The organism is Paraburkholderia sp. BCC1885, assembly GCF_900996235.1.
In the GTDB taxonomy this organism is placed as follows: domain Bacteria; phylum Pseudomonadota; class Gammaproteobacteria; order Burkholderiales; family Burkholderiaceae; genus Paraburkholderia.
In genome coordinates this window covers 836,461-854,621 of record NZ_CAAJGM010000111.1, presented here as the reverse complement: position 1 = coordinate 854,621, position 18,161 = coordinate 836,461, and the positions used below count along the sequence as shown (strand labels likewise).

Annotated in this window: 16 protein-coding genes and 1 rRNA gene; 12 read left to right on the top strand and 5 right to left on the bottom strand. The window is 61.3% G+C overall.

The features are described from left to right. The first annotated feature begins 7 nt into the window (after nt 1-7). From rrf to FQ755_RS12830, 4 genes are all read left to right on the top strand, one after another. A 5S ribosomal RNA gene (gene rrf, locus FQ755_RS12845) occupies nt 8-121 on the top strand. 330 nt (nt 122-451) lie between these two features. Further along, nucleotides 452-1,159 carry a translesion DNA synthesis-associated protein ImuA gene (imuA, locus tag FQ755_RS12840; RefSeq protein ID WP_144154589.1) on the top strand — a complete coding sequence of 236 codons (708 nt, stop codon included), beginning with the start codon at nt 452-454 and terminating at the stop codon, nt 1,157-1,159. After that, nucleotides 1,089-2,570 carry a Y-family DNA polymerase gene (locus FQ755_RS12835; protein WP_144154587.1) on the top strand — a complete coding sequence of 494 codons (1,482 nt, stop codon included), beginning with the start codon at nt 1,089-1,091 and terminating at the stop codon, nt 2,568-2,570. The genes imuA and FQ755_RS12835 overlap by 71 nt, the downstream gene beginning before the upstream one ends. A 6-nt stretch (nt 2,571-2,576) precedes the next feature. Further along, complete coding sequence (locus tag FQ755_RS12830) at nt 2,577-5,726, top strand: error-prone DNA polymerase (RefSeq protein WP_144154585.1); 3,150 nt, start codon at nt 2,577-2,579, stop codon at nt 5,724-5,726. Between the two features lie 9 nt (nt 5,727-5,735). Here FQ755_RS12830 and FQ755_RS12825 read toward each other — a convergent pair whose 3' ends face one another. Beyond that, the gene (locus tag FQ755_RS12825) at nt 5,736-6,686 is read right to left on the bottom strand and encodes a dTDP-4-dehydrorhamnose reductase family protein (RefSeq protein WP_144154583.1); all 951 of its coding nucleotides are present in this window, start codon (nt 6,684-6,686) and stop codon (nt 5,736-5,738) included. Between the two features lie 13 nt (nt 6,687-6,699). After that, the gene (locus FQ755_RS12820; RefSeq protein WP_144154582.1) at nt 6,700-6,903 is read right to left on the bottom strand and encodes a heavy-metal-associated domain-containing protein; all 204 of its coding nucleotides are present in this window, start codon (nt 6,901-6,903) and stop codon (nt 6,700-6,702) included. A 146-nt stretch (nt 6,904-7,049) separates the two neighbouring features. Between FQ755_RS12820 and cueR the strand changes: the two genes are divergently transcribed. The 3 genes from cueR (at nt 7,050) to FQ755_RS12805 (ending at nt 8,551) form a co-directional block, all read left to right on the top strand. After that, entirely contained in the window at nt 7,050-7,472 is a 423-nt protein-coding gene (cueR, locus tag FQ755_RS12815) for a Cu(I)-responsive transcriptional regulator (protein WP_144154580.1), read from the top strand. A gap of 301 nt (nt 7,473-7,773) precedes the next feature. Beyond that, entirely contained in the window at nt 7,774-7,920 is a 147-nt protein-coding gene (locus FQ755_RS12810) for a DUF3563 family protein (protein ID WP_144154578.1), read from the top strand. Nucleotides 7,921-8,236: 316 nt separating this feature from the next. Next, nucleotides 8,237-8,551 (top strand): hypothetical protein, encoded by a 315-nt coding sequence (locus FQ755_RS12805; RefSeq protein WP_260858530.1) that lies wholly within the window; start codon nt 8,237-8,239, stop codon nt 8,549-8,551. Between the two features lie 83 nt (nt 8,552-8,634). Here FQ755_RS12805 and FQ755_RS12800 read toward each other — a convergent pair whose 3' ends face one another. Next, complete coding sequence (locus FQ755_RS12800) at nt 8,635-9,480, bottom strand: 23S rRNA (adenine(2030)-N(6))-methyltransferase RlmJ (RefSeq protein WP_144154576.1); 846 nt, start codon at nt 9,478-9,480, stop codon at nt 8,635-8,637. A 231-nt stretch (nt 9,481-9,711) separates the two neighbouring features. Next, entirely contained in the window at nt 9,712-10,683 is a 972-nt protein-coding gene (locus FQ755_RS12795) for a potassium channel beta subunit family protein (RefSeq protein WP_144154574.1), read from the bottom strand. A gap of 255 nt (nt 10,684-10,938) precedes the next feature. Here FQ755_RS12795 and FQ755_RS12790 point away from each other — a divergent pair, with 255 nt between their 5' ends. Beyond that, a complete protein-coding gene (locus tag FQ755_RS12790) occupies nt 10,939-11,736 on the top strand; it encodes a 3-hydroxybutyrate dehydrogenase (protein WP_144154572.1) in 798 nt (265 codons plus the stop codon). Between the two features lie 10 nt (nt 11,737-11,746). After that, a complete protein-coding gene (locus tag FQ755_RS12785) occupies nt 11,747-12,985 on the top strand; it encodes a DUF3734 domain-containing protein (RefSeq protein ID WP_144154570.1) in 1,239 nt (412 codons plus the stop codon). Nucleotides 12,986-13,154: 169 nt separating this feature from the next. On the opposite strand, the gene FQ755_RS12780 is transcribed toward FQ755_RS12785, so the two are convergent. After that, complete coding sequence (locus FQ755_RS12780) at nt 13,155-14,354, bottom strand: amino acid aminotransferase (RefSeq protein ID WP_144154568.1); 1,200 nt, start codon at nt 14,352-14,354, stop codon at nt 13,155-13,157. 356 nt (nt 14,355-14,710) lie between these two features. On the opposite strand from FQ755_RS12780, the gene uvrB reads away from it, so the two are divergent. The 3 genes from uvrB (at nt 14,711) to FQ755_RS12765 (ending at nt 18,132) form a co-directional block, all read left to right on the top strand. Continuing rightward, a complete protein-coding gene (gene uvrB / locus FQ755_RS12775; protein WP_144154566.1) occupies nt 14,711-16,804 on the top strand; it encodes an excinuclease ABC subunit UvrB in 2,094 nt (697 codons plus the stop codon). A gap of 407 nt (nt 16,805-17,211) precedes the next feature. Next, complete coding sequence (locus tag FQ755_RS12770; RefSeq protein ID WP_144154564.1) at nt 17,212-17,757, top strand: iron transporter; 546 nt, start codon at nt 17,212-17,214, stop codon at nt 17,755-17,757. 42 nt (nt 17,758-17,799) lie between these two features. Continuing rightward, a complete protein-coding gene (locus tag FQ755_RS12765; protein ID WP_144154562.1) occupies nt 17,800-18,132 on the top strand; it encodes a cupredoxin domain-containing protein in 333 nt (110 codons plus the stop codon). The last annotated feature ends 29 nt before the right edge of the window (nt 18,133-18,161 follow it).

The following is an 18,161-nucleotide window of genomic DNA, read 5'->3' as shown; positions in this document are numbered from 1 at the left end:
AGTCATGCCTGATGACCATAGCGTGTCGGTACCACCCCTTCCCATCCCGAACAGGACCGTGAAACGACTCCACGCCGATGATAGTGCGGATTACCCGTGTGAAAGTAGGTAATCGTCAGGCTCCCTCGCAGAAAACAGAAACCCCACCCCAACAAGGTGGGGTTTCTGCGTTTACGCGGCATAAAAAACGACCGCAACTCTACTGCCCTCAGATCCGCATAGAAGATCTACCAGCAACACACTCCCTCCGCATTCATAGCGCCGGCTACATCCTCAAGCCCGCTTCCCCTACAAACCACTGTATAAACGCACAGTAATTTTCTCTTTTTTAAAAGAGATCTTCGACGCTATTCAGCACGTTCGTCTGACAGTAATCCGCGTAAAGTGCCAATTCGTATCAAACCATTTGCGTGTAGGATACTGTATATACATACAGTATCCTACACGCTCAATGTCAATCTCCGCTACCAGCGCCGAAGAGATCCATCCGTCGCTCTGGCGAGCTTCTCAGCTCGCCAAAGGGCGCGGACACATCGTGGATACGGGCTACCCCGTGCTGTCGGCGGAACTGCCGGGGGGCGGCTGGCCGGTCGGTGTGCTGGTGGATCTGCTGGTCCAGCAGCCCGGTGTCGGTGAAATGCGGCTTTTGCGGCCCGCGCTCGGCACGTTAGCCGACCGCCCGGTCGCGCTGGTCCAGCCACCGCACATCCCGGACGGGCTAGGGCTGGGATATATCGGACTGTCGCTCGATCGACTGCTGCACATCAAGACACCGAATGCCGCCGACGCCTTCTGGTCGGCCGAGCAGATTCTGCGTGCCGGCAGTTGTGGGGCGCTGATCTTGTGGGCAGATCACGCGAAGTCATCGTCGTTGCGGCGTTTGCATCTGGCCGCGCAGATGTCGGAGACGCTGTTCATCATGGTCAGGCCTCTCACAACGGCTCAGGATTCATCGCCGGCCTTGCTGCGGCTGGCTTTGAGGCCTGCTGCAGAAGGCCTCCTGGTCGATATCGTGAAACGACGAGGTCCAACACGCGCGGAACCTCTGTCGATTTCTCTCCAACCCACTCCAGTTTTGTTTTCCCGTCATGCGCGTCTTTCTCGCCGTCCACTTACCGAAGTTGTCCCTCGAAGTCTTCCGGCCGAGGTGGATGTCTGAGCCGGCTCATGGCAGTGCCGTGCTCGAGAAAGACAAGGTCGTCATCGCGGACCGCGCGGCACGTGAGGCGGGTGTGCTGCCCGGCATGAAGCGCGGCGGTGTGCTGACGCTGTCTCCACAGACCGCGCTGTACGAGCGCGATGCCGCACGCGAAGCCGCTGCGCAACGCGAAGTCGGTATGTCGTTGATGAAGTTTTCCCCTGACGTCGCGCTGCTCGATGAGGCCACGATAATCGTCGAAGTCGGCGCGAGTCTGCGGCTCTTCGGCGGTTTGCTGTCGCTTTGCCGGCAGGCGAAGGCGCTACTCGCCACAGTCGGCTTGACCGCCAGCGTGAGTGCAGCGCCGACCGGGCAGGGTGCGTGGCTGCTGGCGAAGCACGCAAGGGGGCCAAACGCGCGGCGCGTATTCCAGCTGGCTTCGCTCGAGCGCGTCCTGCTGCCTTTGCCCATGCTCGCAGTACCCGAGGTCCGTCCATTCGCCGACTGGTTCGCGGGTCTCGGTTGCGAGACGATCGCCGACGTGCGGCGCCTGCCGCGCGCGGGCCTGCAGCGTCGCTGCGGTGAACATCTGCTGGATTCGCTGGATCGCGCTTTCGGCTCAGCGCCTGAGTTGTTCGACTGGCTGGAGTTGCCGCCCACGTTTTCCGCGCGCCTCGAACTACCCGATCGTCTCGAACATGCCGACGGCGCAGTATTCGCCGCCCATCGGCTAATCGTGCAGTTGTGCGGTTGGCTATGTGCGAAGCAACTGGCGGTCTCCGCGATCACACTATGCTTCGAACATGAACGCGGCAGGCAGGCAATCCCGCCCACGCTGATCGAAATCGCGCTGGGCGAACCCGCATGGCGCGAAGAGCATCTGCTGCGTCTCGTGAAGGAGCGGCTGCATCGCGTGGAACTTGCGGCGCCTGCCATTGTGTTGCGGCTTGACGCATCGAAAGTGGAAGCGGCCGCACCTGATACAGATAGCCTGTTTCCCGAACCCGGCGGCTCGCCGGAAGAGCACGCGCGTCTGATCGAATTGCTGATCGCGCGCCTCGGTGATGAGAACGTGCTGCGTCCCGCACCGACCGCGGATTATCGGCCGGAGGTTGCGAACCGCTGGGTGCCGGTCAGCCAGGGAGCGCCGAAGATCGCATTACCCGATAGCCTGCCGCGTCCGACATGGATGCTGGCCACGCCCCTGCGTCTTTTGATGCGTCAGCACCGGCCGTTTTATGGCTCGTCGCTGCGGCTGATGTCGCCGGCTGAGCGTATCGAAGCCGGCTGGTTCGACGGCCAGCTCGTGACGCGCGACTATTTCGTCGCGCAAGCCGAGGACCGCAGTTGCTACTGGATTTATCTCGAACGCATCAGCAGCCGCGATGCCGAAGAAGCGCCGCGCTGGTTTCTTCATGGCCTGTTCGGATGACGCGCAATGGACTCGACCTTCACGACATTGCCGGCATATGCCGAGCTATTCTGCTTCTCCAACTTCACGTTCCTGCACGGCGCGTCGCATGCGGAGGAACTCGTCGAGCGCGCCAAGCAACTCGGTTATTCGGGAATTGCCGTCACGGATGAGTGCTCGCTCGCGGGCGTGGTTCGCGCACATGTCGCGGCTCAGAAAGTGGGGCTGCCGCTTGTTATCGGCTCCTATTTTCAGTTGCGCAATGCCGATGGCTCGCCCGCGTTTGGACTGATTCTGCTTGCACAGAACCGCGAGGGTTACGGCAATCTGTCGGAATTGATCACGCTTGCGCGACTCCGCGCGCCGAAGGGCGAATACCGGCTGACGCCGCAAGACCTGTCACGGCCGGATCGCGAAAATGCCCATCTGCGCGGCATGCCTGATTGCCTGGCGATCCTGGTGCCCGCATTTCCCGCCAGGGAAGAGGCACTCGAAGCGCAAATCGAATGGCTCGACGAGACCTTCCCGGACCGCGCATGGGTGGGTCTCGTGCTACATCAGCGTGCGATGGACGATATCCATCGCGGCGCGGTCGAATATGTCGCCGATCGTCAGAATGTGCCGGTCGTCGCACTCGGCAAGGTCGTCATGCATGTGCGTTCGCGCAAGCCTTTGCAGGACACGATGACGGCGATTCGCGTCGGCAGGCCGGTTCATGAATGCGGTTATGAACTCGCGCCGAATGCTGAGCAGCATCTGCGATCGCGGGTGCGTATCGCGAATCTGTATCCCGAGCAGACGGTGCGTGAAACGATCAACATACTGGGCCGCTGCGCATTCCTGCTGAGCGATTTAAGTTACGAATACCCTGATGAACTCGTGCCCAAAGGTTGCACGCCTACGGAGTACCTTCGCCAGGAAACGTATACCGGCGCACAGTGGCGCTTTCCTTCCGGCATTCCGGCCAACATCCGGCAACAGATTGAGGACGAACTGGCGCTCATCGCGGACCTGAAGTACGAGCCATATTTTCTGACGGTCTATGACATCGTTCGTTACGCACGCAGCCAGCACATTCTGTGTCAAGGGCGAGGGTCGGCGGCAAATTCTGTCGTATGTTTTTGCCTGGGCATTACCGAGGTAGATCCGAAACGCAGCAACATGCTATTTGGGCGTTTCATTTCCAAAGAGCGTGGCGAGCCACCGGATATTGACGTCGACTTCGAGCATCAGCGTCGCGAAGAGGTGATCCAATACATCTATAAAAAGTATGGGCATGATCGCGCGGCGATTGCCGCGGCTGTGTCCACCTACCGGCCGCGTGGAGCATTGCGTGAGACGGGCAAGGCGCTGGGCATCGATCCGCAGATCGTCGACGCGGTCGCGAAATCCCACCACTGGTTCGACAACAGCCAGGACCTGCTGAAGCATTTCGAAGAGACAGGCCTCGATCCGGGGAAGCCGTTGATTCAGAGCTGGGCGAAACTCGCGGCGCAATTGCTCAACTTTCCGCGGCATCTATCGCAGCATTCCGGCGGCTTCGTGATCAGTCGCGGCAAGCTCACACGTCTCGTGCCGGTCGAGAATGCAGCGATGGTGGATCGCTTGGTGATCCAATGGGACAAAGACGATCTTGAATCGCTTGGATTGCTAAAGATCGATGTCCTGGCGCTCGGCATGCTGTCGGCGATCCGGCGCACGCTTGATCTCGTATCGGAGCGACGCGGGGAGCGCATCAGGATGCAAGACATACCGGAGGGTGATGAAAAGACATACGACATGATTTGTCGCGCTGACACCATCGGGGTGTTCCAGATCGAATCGCGAGCGCAGATGAGCATGCTGCCGCGTTTGCGGCCGCGCAAATACTACGACCTCGTCATCGAGGTGGCCATCGTGCGACCAGGACCGATTCAGGGCGGCGCGGTGCATCCGTATCTGAACAGGCGACAGAAGTCGGAACTCGTCACGTATCCTAGTAAAGAACTGGAGGTTGCCCTGGGCCGCACGCTTGGCGTGCCGATCTTCCAGGAGCAGGTCATGCAGGTCGCAATGATCGCGGCCGATTTCACGGCAGGCGAAGCCGATGAACTGCGCCGTGCAATGGCAGCATGGAAGCGCAAAGGTGGTCTGGAGAAGTACTACGACCGCATCATCAACGGGATGCTGAAAAATAACTACGAGCGCAGCTTTGCCGAAGCAATCTTCGAACAGATCAAGGGCTTCGGCGAATATGGCTTTCCGGAAAGCCACGCGGCAGGTTTCGCCTTGCTTGTCTACACGAGTAGCTGGTTGAAGTGCCACGAGCCGGAGGCATTTCTCGCCGGTCTGCTCAACAGCCAGCCACTGGGCTTCTACTCGCCCTCGCAGCTCGTGCAGGATGCGCAGCGGCATGGCGTCAAGGTGTTGCCGGTCGATGTGACCGTCAGCGGCTGGGATTCGACGCTCGAATCGATCGAAGGCGCAGCGCGTCCGGCCGTGCGTCTTGGCCTGTCGCTGCTGCGCGGCATGAAGGACGGCGCGGCGGAACGCATCGAGAATGCACGTGCCGTGCGTCCGTTCAGGAACGTGCACGATCTTGCCCATCGCGCCCAACTCGACCGGCACGATCTGCAGGTGCTGGCCGACGCGAATGCGCTGGTAGTGCTCGCGGGCAATCGCAGAGAAGCGCTGTGGCATTCGGTGACCGCTGTGCCCGATAAGGATATGTTAGCCGGCGCCGCTGTACCGGACGAAACGCCCGAACTCGGCGCCCCCTCCGAGGCGAATGAAATCGTCGCGGATTACCGGGCCGTAGGGCTGACGCTCGGCCGCCATCCGCTCGAACTGCTGCGGCCGCAACTATTGGCCAATCGGCTGATGCCGGCGGCGACACTTTATAGTTATCCTAACGGACGGCTGGCACGTGCTTGCGGGATCGTCACGGTCCGGCAGCGGCCGGGCACGGCGAAAGGTGTGATCTTCGTGACCATCGAGGACGAGACCGGCAACGTCAATGTGATCGTGTGGCCGGCTTTGCTGGAGAGGCAGCGCAAAGAGGTGTTAAGCGCGTCGCTGCTCGCGGTGTACGGCGTGTGGCAATGCGAAGGGGAAGTGCGGCACCTCGTTGCGCAATATCTGGTTGATATGTCGCATCTGCTGAATGGATTGCAGTCCACCAGCAGGGATTTCTGCTGACGGACTGGACTATGCCGGGCCGACGCCGCCGCCCTCGCGACCACCGTCTTGCCACGGAAACTTCGCCAGCACCTGGCGGATCGCCGTATCGAACGGTGTACGGCGGCCGATCCCAAGCGCCTCCAGACGGCCCGAATCCAGATGGCAGTTGTGCGGGCGCGGCGTTGCATCCGTGGGCGTGTACTGCGGCGTGAGCCGGGGCTCGAGTTGCAGCGCCTCGGCGAGGCGCAGCGCAATTTGGTACTTCGTCATCGGCTCGGCGCCGGACCATTGCGCGATGCCGCGAATCGCTTCGCCACGCGCATGCCGCTCGAGCATCTGACGGATGACGAACGCGACGTCGGGCGTGAAAGTCGGGTAGCGGATTGCCCACGCATCCATGCTGGCCGCCGCTGCATCGGGCGACGGCTTCTTCGCCGACGCCGCAATGGCCGGCACGAGGCTCGTCACCGCCGATTCCGTCCAATCGACGATAGGCCCATACAGCAGCGGCAAACGCAGCACGCAGCCGAGTTCGGTCGCTGCAGTGAGCGCTCGCTCACCTTCGAGCTTGCTATGGCCATAAGCATTGAGCGGCGACGGCGCCGCCTCGTCGTGGTAGGGCGGTTGCGTGCCGTCGAAGACGTAGTCGGTGGAGATCGACAGCACCCAGGCGCCGAGTGACCGCGCTGCCGTCGCGATGGTGCGCACTGCATCGACATTCAACGCCCGCGCGAACGCCGGATTGTGTTCGCAGACATCCGGACGGCGTTCGGCCGCTGCAATCACAATCGCGTCGGGCTTTTCACGCCCGATAAACTGCCTGACCGCCTGCTCATCGCGGATGTCGAGCGCGACTGTGCGCGGGGCGGCCCGCCGGAACGCCGTGGCCACGACCTGCCAGCCGGCCTGCTGCGCCAACTCGTCGACGAGGGCACGGCCGAGCAGGCCCGACGCGCCGATCACTGCAACCTTGAACATGCGCGTCGCCGCCTTAGTGAGTGTCGACGACGGTGTAGCCGGCCTCGTCAATGGCCGCCTTGAGGGTATCGGCCGATTGTGCCGAGTCGACCGCCACGCGGCCGGTTGCGAGATCCACCTTGACCTGCGCCGCGGCGTCCTGTTCGCGGATCGCGTTGGTGACCGCCGCCACGCAATGCTGGCAGCTCATGCCTTCTACCTGAAATTCGATCGTCATCTGCTTTGCCTCGAGAAAATGTGAATGTTGCGATGGTTGAATTATGCCTGCCGGCGCGCATCTGAGTGACTGACCTTCCCATCATGGGAAGGTGTACGATCGCCAGACACGGCAAGCGGCTTGCATGGTCGACAGGGGAAACAGCTATGAACATCGGTGAAGCGGCCCGCGCATCGGGCGTTACGGCGAAAATGATTCGCTACTACGAAAGCGTTGGCCTGTTGGCGGCGAAAGCTCGCACGACGGCGGGCTATCGCGTCTACGGCCCGCAGGAAGTGCATTCGCTGCGCTTTATCCGCCAGGCTCGGCGGCTGGGCTTCCTGGTCGAGGACATTCGCCGTCTGCTGGCGTTGTGGCAGGACCGTTCGCGCGCCAGCGCGGAGGTGAAAGCCATCGCGCTCGTACACGTCGCGGATCTCGACCGCCGCATCGCGGAACTGACGGAAATGCGCGATACGCTGTCCCACCTCGCAGACCACTGTCACGGCGACGCCCGGCCCGACTGCCCGATCATCGAAGGTCTCGCCGATCCCGATATGGCTATCAATCACAGTTGCCACGCTCATTGACGGCAAAAGGTGCAACCCGGAATGACCCGATGGGATCGGCGCAATGAGTCCTCATTTTGCACTTAAATGGTGCGAAAAAATGGCCGAGTTGCCGTAAAACCCGCTTGAATAACGATTTAATCTATAAAAATCAGTCGCTTGTGGTTGTGTTTTCAATGCACCATTCCAAAACGGAATGCACGTCATTCGGGCATTTCACTAGCCAGGTTGCACCGGAAGTCTATAATCGGGGTTAACCCTTTATAAGGGAAATCCCTGATGCCAATTCACCAGGGGTTCATTCTGATCCTTGGAGAACATCATGTTTGCATATGTCGTTGAAAAGCTAAGCACCTGGTTTGAAACCGCCGAACGTAGCCGTCGTGAGGCTTACCTTGCCTCGTCGTCGGATATCGTCCAACTCGAACAACGTATTCGCTCGCTCGAAACCGACGGCTATTCGCTGTAAGTCGAGTCAGAAGTACATTGCACGAGCGGCAGCAGCGCAAGCGCGGTCGCAGCGGTAGAGCGTAAGGCCCCGTATAGACGGGGCTTTGTCACATCTGGCGGGCGCTTTCCCAAAGATTCACCCGCGCGACTTCGTCCTGCCACGCCGTTGCCTTTCAATATCGACTAGCTTGAACGTTCCCACCGCGGTAAGGTAAAGCGTTTTTTGCGCAATCCGGCATTCTCACAACTCACCCGGTCCGCTCATGGCTCCAGTCAGATTGATCCGCGCCTTGCAAGGCGCCTTAGTTGCCCCCTTAGTTGCCCCGCTGTTCACCATGGTTTCCTTGCTGACGCTCGCCGCACCAGGGGCGTTTGCCGCCCCGTTGGTACTCGATACGCAATCGGGCATTAGCGACGGCCATAGCGGCACGGTGCTGCAGACAGCGCCGCTTTCGCACGAGCGCATCGTTCAGGCGAAGCAAATGGCGACGCCGACGGAATTGACGCCGAATTCGTCTGTACCGATTGTGGTTGCCCCGTATGTGCAGTTACCTGCCGGGAGCGGGAGCGGGAATGGAGGCGGGGGCGGAAGCGGTACGTCGGGCTCGCACACGAAGCCGCAGCCGCGTCTCGCGCCGTCGACGCAGTAGGCGGCGCTGAGGCGGCTGTAACGAACGACAGCCGGCTCGGGGCGGATGCGGTATGGCAGTTCACCTGCCCGAGATGCACCGCATCAATCGCCGCGGTATTCCACCTTGAATTGCGCGGCCTTATCTTGCCCAAGTGCCTGCACCAGCCACGGCAAGGTGTCTTTGAGCGTTTTCGCCAGCGTGTAAGGCGGGTTCAGAATGAACATGCCGCTTCCGAACAGGCCAAAACCGTCCGTCGGCGGATTGCTCACAGTAAGCGACACATGCAGCCAGTTGCGCTCCTGCAGACGTTTCAACTGATCCGGAAAGCGCTGCGATTCAAGACGCGTCACTTGCGGATACCAGACCGCATAGGTGCCGGTCGCAAAGCGCTTGAGGCTTTCCTCGACGCAATTGAGCGTGCGCGAGTAGTCGCGCTTGTCCTCGAATGACGGATCGATCAGCACCAGTGCGCGGCGCGGCGGCGGCGGCAGCAGGGCTTTGACACCGTCGAAACCGTCGCCCGCGTAGAGCATGGCGCGCCGGCCGGCATCGCGGAAATTGTGCTGCAGCACGTCGATTTCGGTGCTGTGCAGTTCGAACAGACGCATGCGATCCTGCTCGCGCATCAGCCGCCATGCGAGATACGGCGAGCCGGGATAAAAGCGCAGATTGCCGTCCGGATTGAGGGCCGCCACTTCGTCCACATAATCGGACAACATCGGCGGCAGGTCCTTGCGGCCCCATAGTTTCGCGATGCCGGTTTCGAACTCGCCCGTCTTGGTGGCGTAGCCTTCCTTCAACGAATAGACGCCGGCGCCCGCGTGCGTGTCGATATACCAGTACGCCTTGTCTTTCTGGGCGAGGTAGCGCAACAACTGCACGACGACGGCGTGTTTCAGGACGTCGGCATGATTGCCTGCGTGGAAGGCGTGGCGGTAACTGAGCATGATGAGATGAGACTCGAAAGAGGGCGTACCGGTCGATTGGGCTCCGCGGCGGACCCGGGGGAGTCCGTTCGCGCGGGAGGCGCCGCGTTGCGACCGGAGCGGCGCGTGCAATGCGGTCGCGTATTGTACGCGAGCCGGCCTTGCTACCCTGGCGGCGGCCGGTTGCCGCACCGCCGCCGGGGTCCGCGGTGCAATTCGCAGCGCGGTTATAAGTGCAGCTTGCCGTGCAGCTTACTCGTAGGAATCGCCGACGATCTCTTCGATTTTCTGCTTGATCTCCGGCGTGATCTTCGCGGCCACGTCCTGAGCCTTCATGTTCTCCGCAATCTGCTCGACGCGCGACGCGCCGGTGATCACCGTACTGACATGCGGGTTCTTCAGAATCCATGCAATTGCAAGCTGGCCGACCGTGCAGCCGAGTTCGTCCGCGAGGTTGCCGAGCTTGCCGACTACGCCGTTCTTGCCCGAATCCGTGACCTGCTTTTTCAGCCAGTCGTAACCCTGCAATTGAGCGCGGCTGTCAGCCGGCACGCCGTCGCGGTACTTGCCGGTCAGAAGCCCCGAGGCGAGCGGGCTCCACGTGGTCAGTCCAAGACCGATGTCTTCATAAAGCCGCTTGTATTCCTGCTCGACGCGCTTGCGATGGAACAGGTTGTACTGCGGCTGTTCCATGACAGGTTTGTGAAGGTGATGCCGCTCGGCGACGTCGTAGGCCGCGCGAATTTCGTCCGCGCTCCATTCGGACGTACCCCAGTAGAGCGCCTTGCCGCGCGTGATCATGTCGCTCATCGCCCAGACGGTTTCCTCGACCGGCGTATTCGGATCGGGACGGTGGCAGAACACCAGATCCACGTAGTCGAGTTGCAGGCGTTTGAGCGACGCGTCGACGGCGTTCAGCAGGTACTTGCGGTTTAGCGTGTGGTACTGGTTCGGCGCTTCCTGGAGGCCCCAGAAAAACTTCGTCGACACCACGTAGCTGATGCGCGGCCATGCCAGTTCCTTCAAGGCCTGGCCCATGATTTCCTCGGATTTGCCGCCGGCGTAGACCTCGGCGTTGTCGAAGAAGTTGACTCCGGCGTCGCGTGCCGCCGCCAGCGATTCGCGTGCCGCATGCGTGTCCACCTGATTGCCATAAGTCACCCAGGAACCGATGGACAGTTCACTGACTTGCAGACCGGAGCGGCCGAGTCGTCGATAGTTCATGCATTTCTCCTTGCGTGTTTGATGCAACCGGCATCCCATGCTGGCAGCGAAAGCAGCGCCAAATCGGGCGCAATCCCGACAGTTTAAAGAGATACGAAGTTGTGCGCGATTTCCCCATGACTTTCGCAGGGTTCATGCACAATAGCAAAGTTGGCCGCAGTGCAGCATTCGTCTGAATGGCCTATGCCGTTTGGTCAGCTTTACGCCGCTTGCGTGCCGTGGTGTCATTGCTCATCAACTGTATGGAGGTTCTGGATGTCGTCACTGAACACGAATCTGAATGGCAAGGTCGCGGTCGTTACGGGCGCGGCAAGCGGAATCGGCAAGCAGATCGCGCTGACCTTGTCGGCAGCGGGTGCCGCAGTCGCGATTGCCGATCTGAACCAGGACGGCGCGAACGCCGTGGCTGAAGAGATCAAACAGGCCGGCGGCAAGGCCATTGGCGTCGCCATGGACGTCACCAACGAAGACGCCGTCAATCAGGGTATCGACAAGGTGGCCGCGGAATTCGGCTCGGTCGACATCCTGATTTCGAACGCCGGCATTCAGATCGTCAATCCCATCGAAAACTATGCTTTTTCCGACTGGAAAAAGATGCAGGCCATCCACGTCGACGGTGCGTTCCTCACCACCAAGGCGGCCCTCAAGCACATGTACAAGGACGATCGCGGCGGCATTGTGATCTACATGGGTTCCGTGCATTCGCATGAAGCCTCGCCGCTCAAATCGGCTTATGTGGCGGCGAAGCATGCGCTGTTGGGTCTCGCGCGCGTGCTCGCCAAGGAAGGCGCGAAGCACAACGTGCGCTCGCACGTGGTCTGTCCGGGTTTCGTGCGCACGCCGCTCGTCGACAAGCAGATTCCCGAGCAGGCCAAAGAGCTCGGCATCAGCGAAGAAGACGTGATTCGCAACGTCATGCTGGGCGGTACGGTGGACGGCATCTTCACCACGGTGGAAGACGTCGCGCAAACCGTGCTGTTTCTCTCCACTTTCCCGAGCGCGGCCTTGACCGGCCAATCCTTCATTGTGAGCCACGGCTGGTTCATGCAATAAGGGGGCCGTGATGGCGCAACGCAATGTCAAGCGGGCGCGTGCCGGCACCCTCAACGACGGGGACGGCGAGCACGCCGGAGCGGCGGCTGGCGTTCGCGCCGGCCGGCATCTCCAGTTGCCGCAATATCAAACCATCGCGCTGATGCTGCAAGGCGGCGGCGCGCTCGGCGCCTATCAGGCCGGCGTGTATCAGGGCCTGCACGAGGTCGGCATTCACCCGAACTGGATCGCCGGCATTTCCATCGGCGCGCTCAATACGGCCATCATTGCCGGCAATGCGCCGGAGCACCGCGTCACCCGCCTGCTCGAATTCTGGGAAACCATTTGCCAACCGGCTTTCGCGCCGCCCTTGCCAGCGTTCCTCGAGCAAACCCTGTTCAATTCCAACGACACGGTCCGTAAGGCTTTTACCGCCTTGCAGGCCACCGGGGCGATCGTGCAGGGGCAGAAAGGCTTCTTCGTGCCGCGCTTTCCGCCGCCCATGCCGGCCGTGTCGGGGCCGCCGCAAAACGCCAGCTACTACGACACTTCGCCCATGAAGTCGACGCTGGAAGCCCTGTGCGATTTCGACCGCATCAATTCGGGCGAAACGCGCGTCTCGGTGGGCGCGGTGAATGTCGGTACCGGCAACTTCGCGTATTTCGACAACACACGCATGAAATTGCGTCCAGAGCATTTCATCGCTTCGGGTGCGTTGCCGCCAGGCTTCGGCGCCATGGAAATCGACGGCGAGTATTACTGGGACGGCGGTCTGATGTCGAATACGCCGCTCTACGAAGTCATCCAGACTACGCCGCGTCACGACACGCTCGCGTTTCAGGTGGATCTATGGAGCGCCATCGGGCCGGTGCCGGACAACATCACCGACGTGCAGGGCCGCATGAAGGACATTCAGTATTCGAGCCGCACGCGTCTTGTCACCGACATGCTGCAGCGTTCGCAACGGTTCCGGCACGTATTGCGCGAAGTTCTGGACCGCGTCGCGCCCGAGCATCGCGACGACCCATGGTGCAAGCTGGCTGAAGACCTGTCCTGTTCGAAGCGCTACAACGTCATCCATCTGATCTATCGGCAGAAGGAGTACGAAGGGCATTTCAAGGACTTCCAGTTCGGCCTGTCCACTATGCGCGAACATTGGGAAAGCGGCTTGCAGGACATCCGCAATTCGCTGGCGCAGCCTGACTGGCTGGCCATGCCCGATAACGATGCCGGTTTCGTCACGCACGACATCCATCGCGACAAGCGCTGAATTACGGCACTGACTGAAAGCGTCGAGGTTTTAGCGCCCAGGAAAAACGGCGCCCTGTCATCAACAGGGCGCCGTTTCTGTATGGCTATCGCAAAACCAGAGCCAAAACTCAAACCTGACCTCACGAAAAGAACGTGCGCCCAACGGCGCCACGTCCCTGCAAAGCGATTTACTTCAATACCTGAGCAACCGCGCTGGCCACCGCGTCGAGGTTGCGCGTATTCAGCGCGGCCACGCAGATACGGCCCGTGCTCACGGCATAGATGCCGAATTCTTCACGCAGACGATCCACTTGCGCGGCCGTCAGACCCGAGTACGAAAACATGCCGCGCTGCGCATTCACGAAGCTGAAATCGCGGTCCACGCCGCTTGCCTTGAGGCGTTCCACCAGGCCATTACGCATCGCGCGGATGCGGTCGCGCATTTCGCCGAGTTCCGTTTCCCACGTGGCGCGCAGTTCCGGCGAACCGAGCACGGCGGCGACCACCGAGCCGCCATGAGTCGGCGGGTTCGAGTAGTTGGTGCGGATCACGCGCTTGAGCTGCGACAGCACGCGCGACGCTTCTTCCTTGCTGCCGGTGATGATCGACAGCGCGCCGATACGTTCGCCATACAGCGAGAACGACTTCGAGAACGACGACGAGACAAACACGTTCAGTTCAGCAAGCGCGAACAGACGCACGGCGGCCGCATCGGACTCGATGTTGTCGCCGAAGCCCTGGTAGGCGATGTCGAGGAACGGCACGAGTGCGCGTGCCTTGACGACTTCGACGATCTGTTGCCACTGGGCCGCGCTCAGGTCGACGCCGGTCGGGTTGTGGCAGCACGCGTGCAGCACGACGACCGTGCCGGCTGCGTAGCTGTTCAGCGCGGCCAGCATGCCTTCGAAGTTCACGCCATGGGTTTTCGCGTCGTAATACGGATACGAGACGACTTCGAAGCCGGCGCTTTCGAATAGCGCACGGTGGTTTTCCCAGCTCGGGTCGCTGATCGCGACCTTGGCGGCCGGATTGACGCGCTTCAGGAAGTCCGCGCCGATCTTCAGCGCGCCCGTGCCGCCCAGCGCCTGCGCCGTGACCACGCGGCCGGCGGCGATCAGCGGCGAATCGTTGCCAAGCAGCAGTTTCTGCACGGCCGCGTCGTAGGCCGCAATGCCTTCGATCGGCAGGTAGCCGCGCGGCAGCGCCGCTTCGACACGAGCCTTCTCCGCGTCGCGCACGGCGCGCAGCAGCGGAATCTTGCCTTCTTCATTGAAGTACACGCCCACGCCCAGGTTGACCTTGGTGGTGCGCGTATCTGCGTTGAAGGCTTCGTTCAGGCCCAGAATCGGGTCGCGGGGAGCAAGTTCGACGGCGGAGAACAGAGACATGATGGTTCGGCAGTAGTGAAAAGAGGGACGGCTTCCGACACGGCTGTGGTACTGGCGGTGCAGGCGGAGCGTGTCTGCGCGGAGAGCCTGGCATAGGCCTGGCTAAAAATCCGGCAGATCGACGCAGACCGCAATGGTTACACGGAGCAGCACGGACACAGCGGCAACGGGCGCAGCATGCCATTGTAGCGAATCCTGGGGCGTTTTTCGGACCGCGAGGCCGTCCGCAACCGATTATTTGCTTGAAAAACAGCGCTTTGGCACCAGTTTCCACAAGCGGACGGAGCCTCGCCGCCCGGCCCGCGCTCCCGCAAACCGCTAGAATAGTCCTTTGCCCAGGCCCCGGTGCCGCACACATGTCCGAACATCATCTGACTGAAGTCAACGACGCTCTCGACGAGTCGAAATTCGTGACGTTCGAAGGCTCGCCGTTCCAGCTCTACCAGCCGTACCCACCCGCCGGCGACCAGCCCACCGCCATCGACACGCTCGTCGAAGGGGTCGAGGACGGTTTGTCGTTCCAGACGCTGCTCGGCGTGACCGGCTCCGGCAAGACCTTCACGATGGCCAATACGATCGCGCGGCTCGGCCGCCCGGCGATTGTCTTCGCGCCCAACAAGACGCTGGCGGCCCAGCTTTACTCGGAGTTCCGCGAGTTCTTTCCGCGCAATGCGGTCGAGTATTTCGTCTCGTACTACGACTACTACCAGCCGGAAGCGTATGTGCCGCAGCGCGACCTGTTCATCGAGAAAGACTCGTCGATCAATGAGCACATCGAGCAGATGCGGCTCTCGGCCACGAAAAGCCTGATGGAGCGGCGCGATGTGGTAATCGTGGCGACCGTATCGGCGATCTACGGTATCGGCAATCCGTCCGAATATCATCAGATGATTCTGACGCTGCGGACTGGCGACAAGATCGGCCAGCGCGACATCATCGCGCGGCTGATCGCCATGCAGTACAACCGCAACGAGACCGAGTTCCAGCGCGGTGCGTTCCGCGTGCGCGGCGACACGATCGACATTTTCCCGGCCGAGCACGCGGAAATGGCGGTGCGCGTCGAACTGTTCGACGACGAAATCGAAACCCTGCAGCTATTCGATCCGCTCACGGGCCGGGTGCGTCAGAAGATTCCGCGCTTCACCGTGTATCCGTCGTCGCACTATGTGACGCCGCGCGAGACCGTGATGCGCGCGGTGGAAACGATCAAGGCGGAACTGCGCGAGCGGCTCGAATTTTTCTACAGCGAAGGCAAGCTGGTCGAGGCGCAACGTCTGGAGCAGCGCACCCGTTTCGATCTGGAGATGCTGCAGGAACTGGGCTTTTGCAAAGGTATCGAAAACTATTCGCGGCACTTTTCGGGCGCGGCGCCGGGCGAACCGCCGCCGACGCTGGTCGACTACCTGCCGAGCGACGCATTGATGCTGCTCGACGAATCGCACGTGCTGATCGGCCAGTTGAACGGCATGTACAACGGCGACCGGGCGCGTAAGGAAAATCTCGTCAATTACGGCTTCCGTCTGCCTTCGGCGCTGGACAACCGCCCGCTCAAGTTCAACGAGTTCGAGCGCAAGATGCGCCAGGTGGTGTTCGTTTCGGCCACGCCCGCCGATTACGAGCAGAAGACGGCCGGGCAGGTGGCCGAGCAGCTGGTGCGGCCAACCGGCCTCGTCGACCCGGAGATCGAGGTGCGTCCGGCGCGCACCCAGGTGGACGACGTGCTCTCCGAGATCAACGAGCGCGTCAAGGCGGGCGACCGTGTGCTGGTCACCGTGCTGACCAAGCGCATGGCCGAGCAGTTGACCGAGTTCCTCGCCGATCACGGCGTCAAGGTGCGTTACCTGCACAGCGACATCGATACGGTGGAGCGCGTCGAAATCATCCGCGATCTGCGTCTGGGCACCTTCGACGTGCTGGTGGGGATCAACCTGTTGCGCGAAGGGCTCGACATTCCGGAAGTGTCGCTGGTGGCGATTCTCGACGCGGACAAGGAAGGTTTCCTGCGCGCCGAACGTTCGCTGATCCAGACCATCGGCCGGGCGGCGCGTAACGTGAACGGCCGGGCGATCCTGTACGCGGACCGCATCACCGATTCCATGCGCCGCGCCATCGACGAAACCGAGCGGCGCCGCACCAAACAGGTTGCCTTCAACCTGAAGATGGGCATTACGCCGCGCGGGGTGGTCAAGCGCATCAAGGACATCATCGACGGTGTCTACAACGTCGACGAGGCGCGCGCCGAGCTGAAGGAGCAGCAACAGCGCGCCAAGTTCGAGGACATGTCCGAGAAGCAGCTGTCGAGGGAACTGAAGCGCCTCGAGAAGCAGATGATGGAGCACGCCAGGAACCTCGAATTCGAAAAGGCGGCCCAGACGCGCGACCAGCTCGCGCTGTTGCGGCAGCGCGTGTTCGGCGCGAATGTCGGCGACCATCTGACCGGCACTCATTGAGATTGACGGCCGGCGCATCGCGCCGGCCGGTTTGCCGCGCCGGAGGCTTAGCCGCGCGGCTGGCTACCGTTGTGGACCTCCTCTTTCCGCGCGTCACGTCATTTCGTAGGAAGTGACTTTCATTCGTTCCGCTTGTTTCTGACCCCGAGTCTCACTCTTCTGTAAGACCGTGACGAGGGTTCTGTCGGAACCCCCGCGCGCGTCATCCAATGCGCTGAATCCTTTGTACAAAAGGGTTTTCGCCCGCCATCATTTGTTCTCGTTGCTGAACGATGATAAACTTCGTTCAATATTGAGAATGGTTCGCATTAACGTTAGTAAATTCAAGAAATGATTCTGAATGGAACGCGGCGCGCTGTTCTGCGGTGGGTTTTTGTCGTCTTGGTCCAAAAAAACAAGGAGTTTCAATGCGAGTCTCTTCATTTCTGCGCGGCGGTGTGATCGCCGCGGCGGCGGTCGCGGTGTCGGCAATGGCCGCGGAGTATCCCATCGGCAAGCAGCAGATTCAGGGCGGCATGGAAATCGGCGCGGTCTATCTGCAGCCGATCACGATGGAACCGGAAGGCATGATGCGCAAGGCGTCGGATTCGGACGTCCATCTGGAAGCCGACATTCACGCCGTCAAGAACAATCCCACCGGTTTTGCCGAAGGCGACTGGATGCCCTATCTGCAGGTGAGCTATGAGCTGACCAAGGCCGGTTCCGCCCAGCCGCAGAAAGGCGACATGATGGCGATGGTCGCCAACGACGGCCCGCACTACGGCGACAACGTCAAGCTGCAAGGCCCCGGCAAATACCATCTCAAGTTGTTCATTGCACCGCCGATGCAAACCGGCCACATGGCCTTCGGCCGTCACGTCGACAAGGAAACCGGCGTGGGTCCGTGGTTCAAGCCGTTCACGCTCGAATACGACTTCACGTATGCAGGCATCGGCAAGAAGGGCGGGTACTGATTCACGCTGCGGATTCACGCACCGGCTTTTCTGGAAAGACTCATGAGAATCAACCGAAAAATCGCCATTCTCGCCATGACGACCTCGCTCGTCGGCGCCGCGCATGCCGCGGACCTGCCGACTTTCAAGCTCGAAATGGCGGACGGCAAGCTCAATCCGGCGCGCATCGAGGTGCCGGCCGGGCAGCGCATCAAGATCGAAGTGCGCAACACAGGCAAGGGCGCGGCCGAGTTCGAAAGCGTGCAGTTGCGCAAGGAAAAAGTGCTGGCGCCGGGCGCGGATTCGTTCGTGGTGATCGCGCCGCTGTCGCCGGGCGAGTACAAGTTCTTCGACGATTTCCACCAGCAGGCGCAGGGCGTGATCGTCGCGAAGTAGTCGCAGCGCGGCGCTGTGCTGCGCCGTGG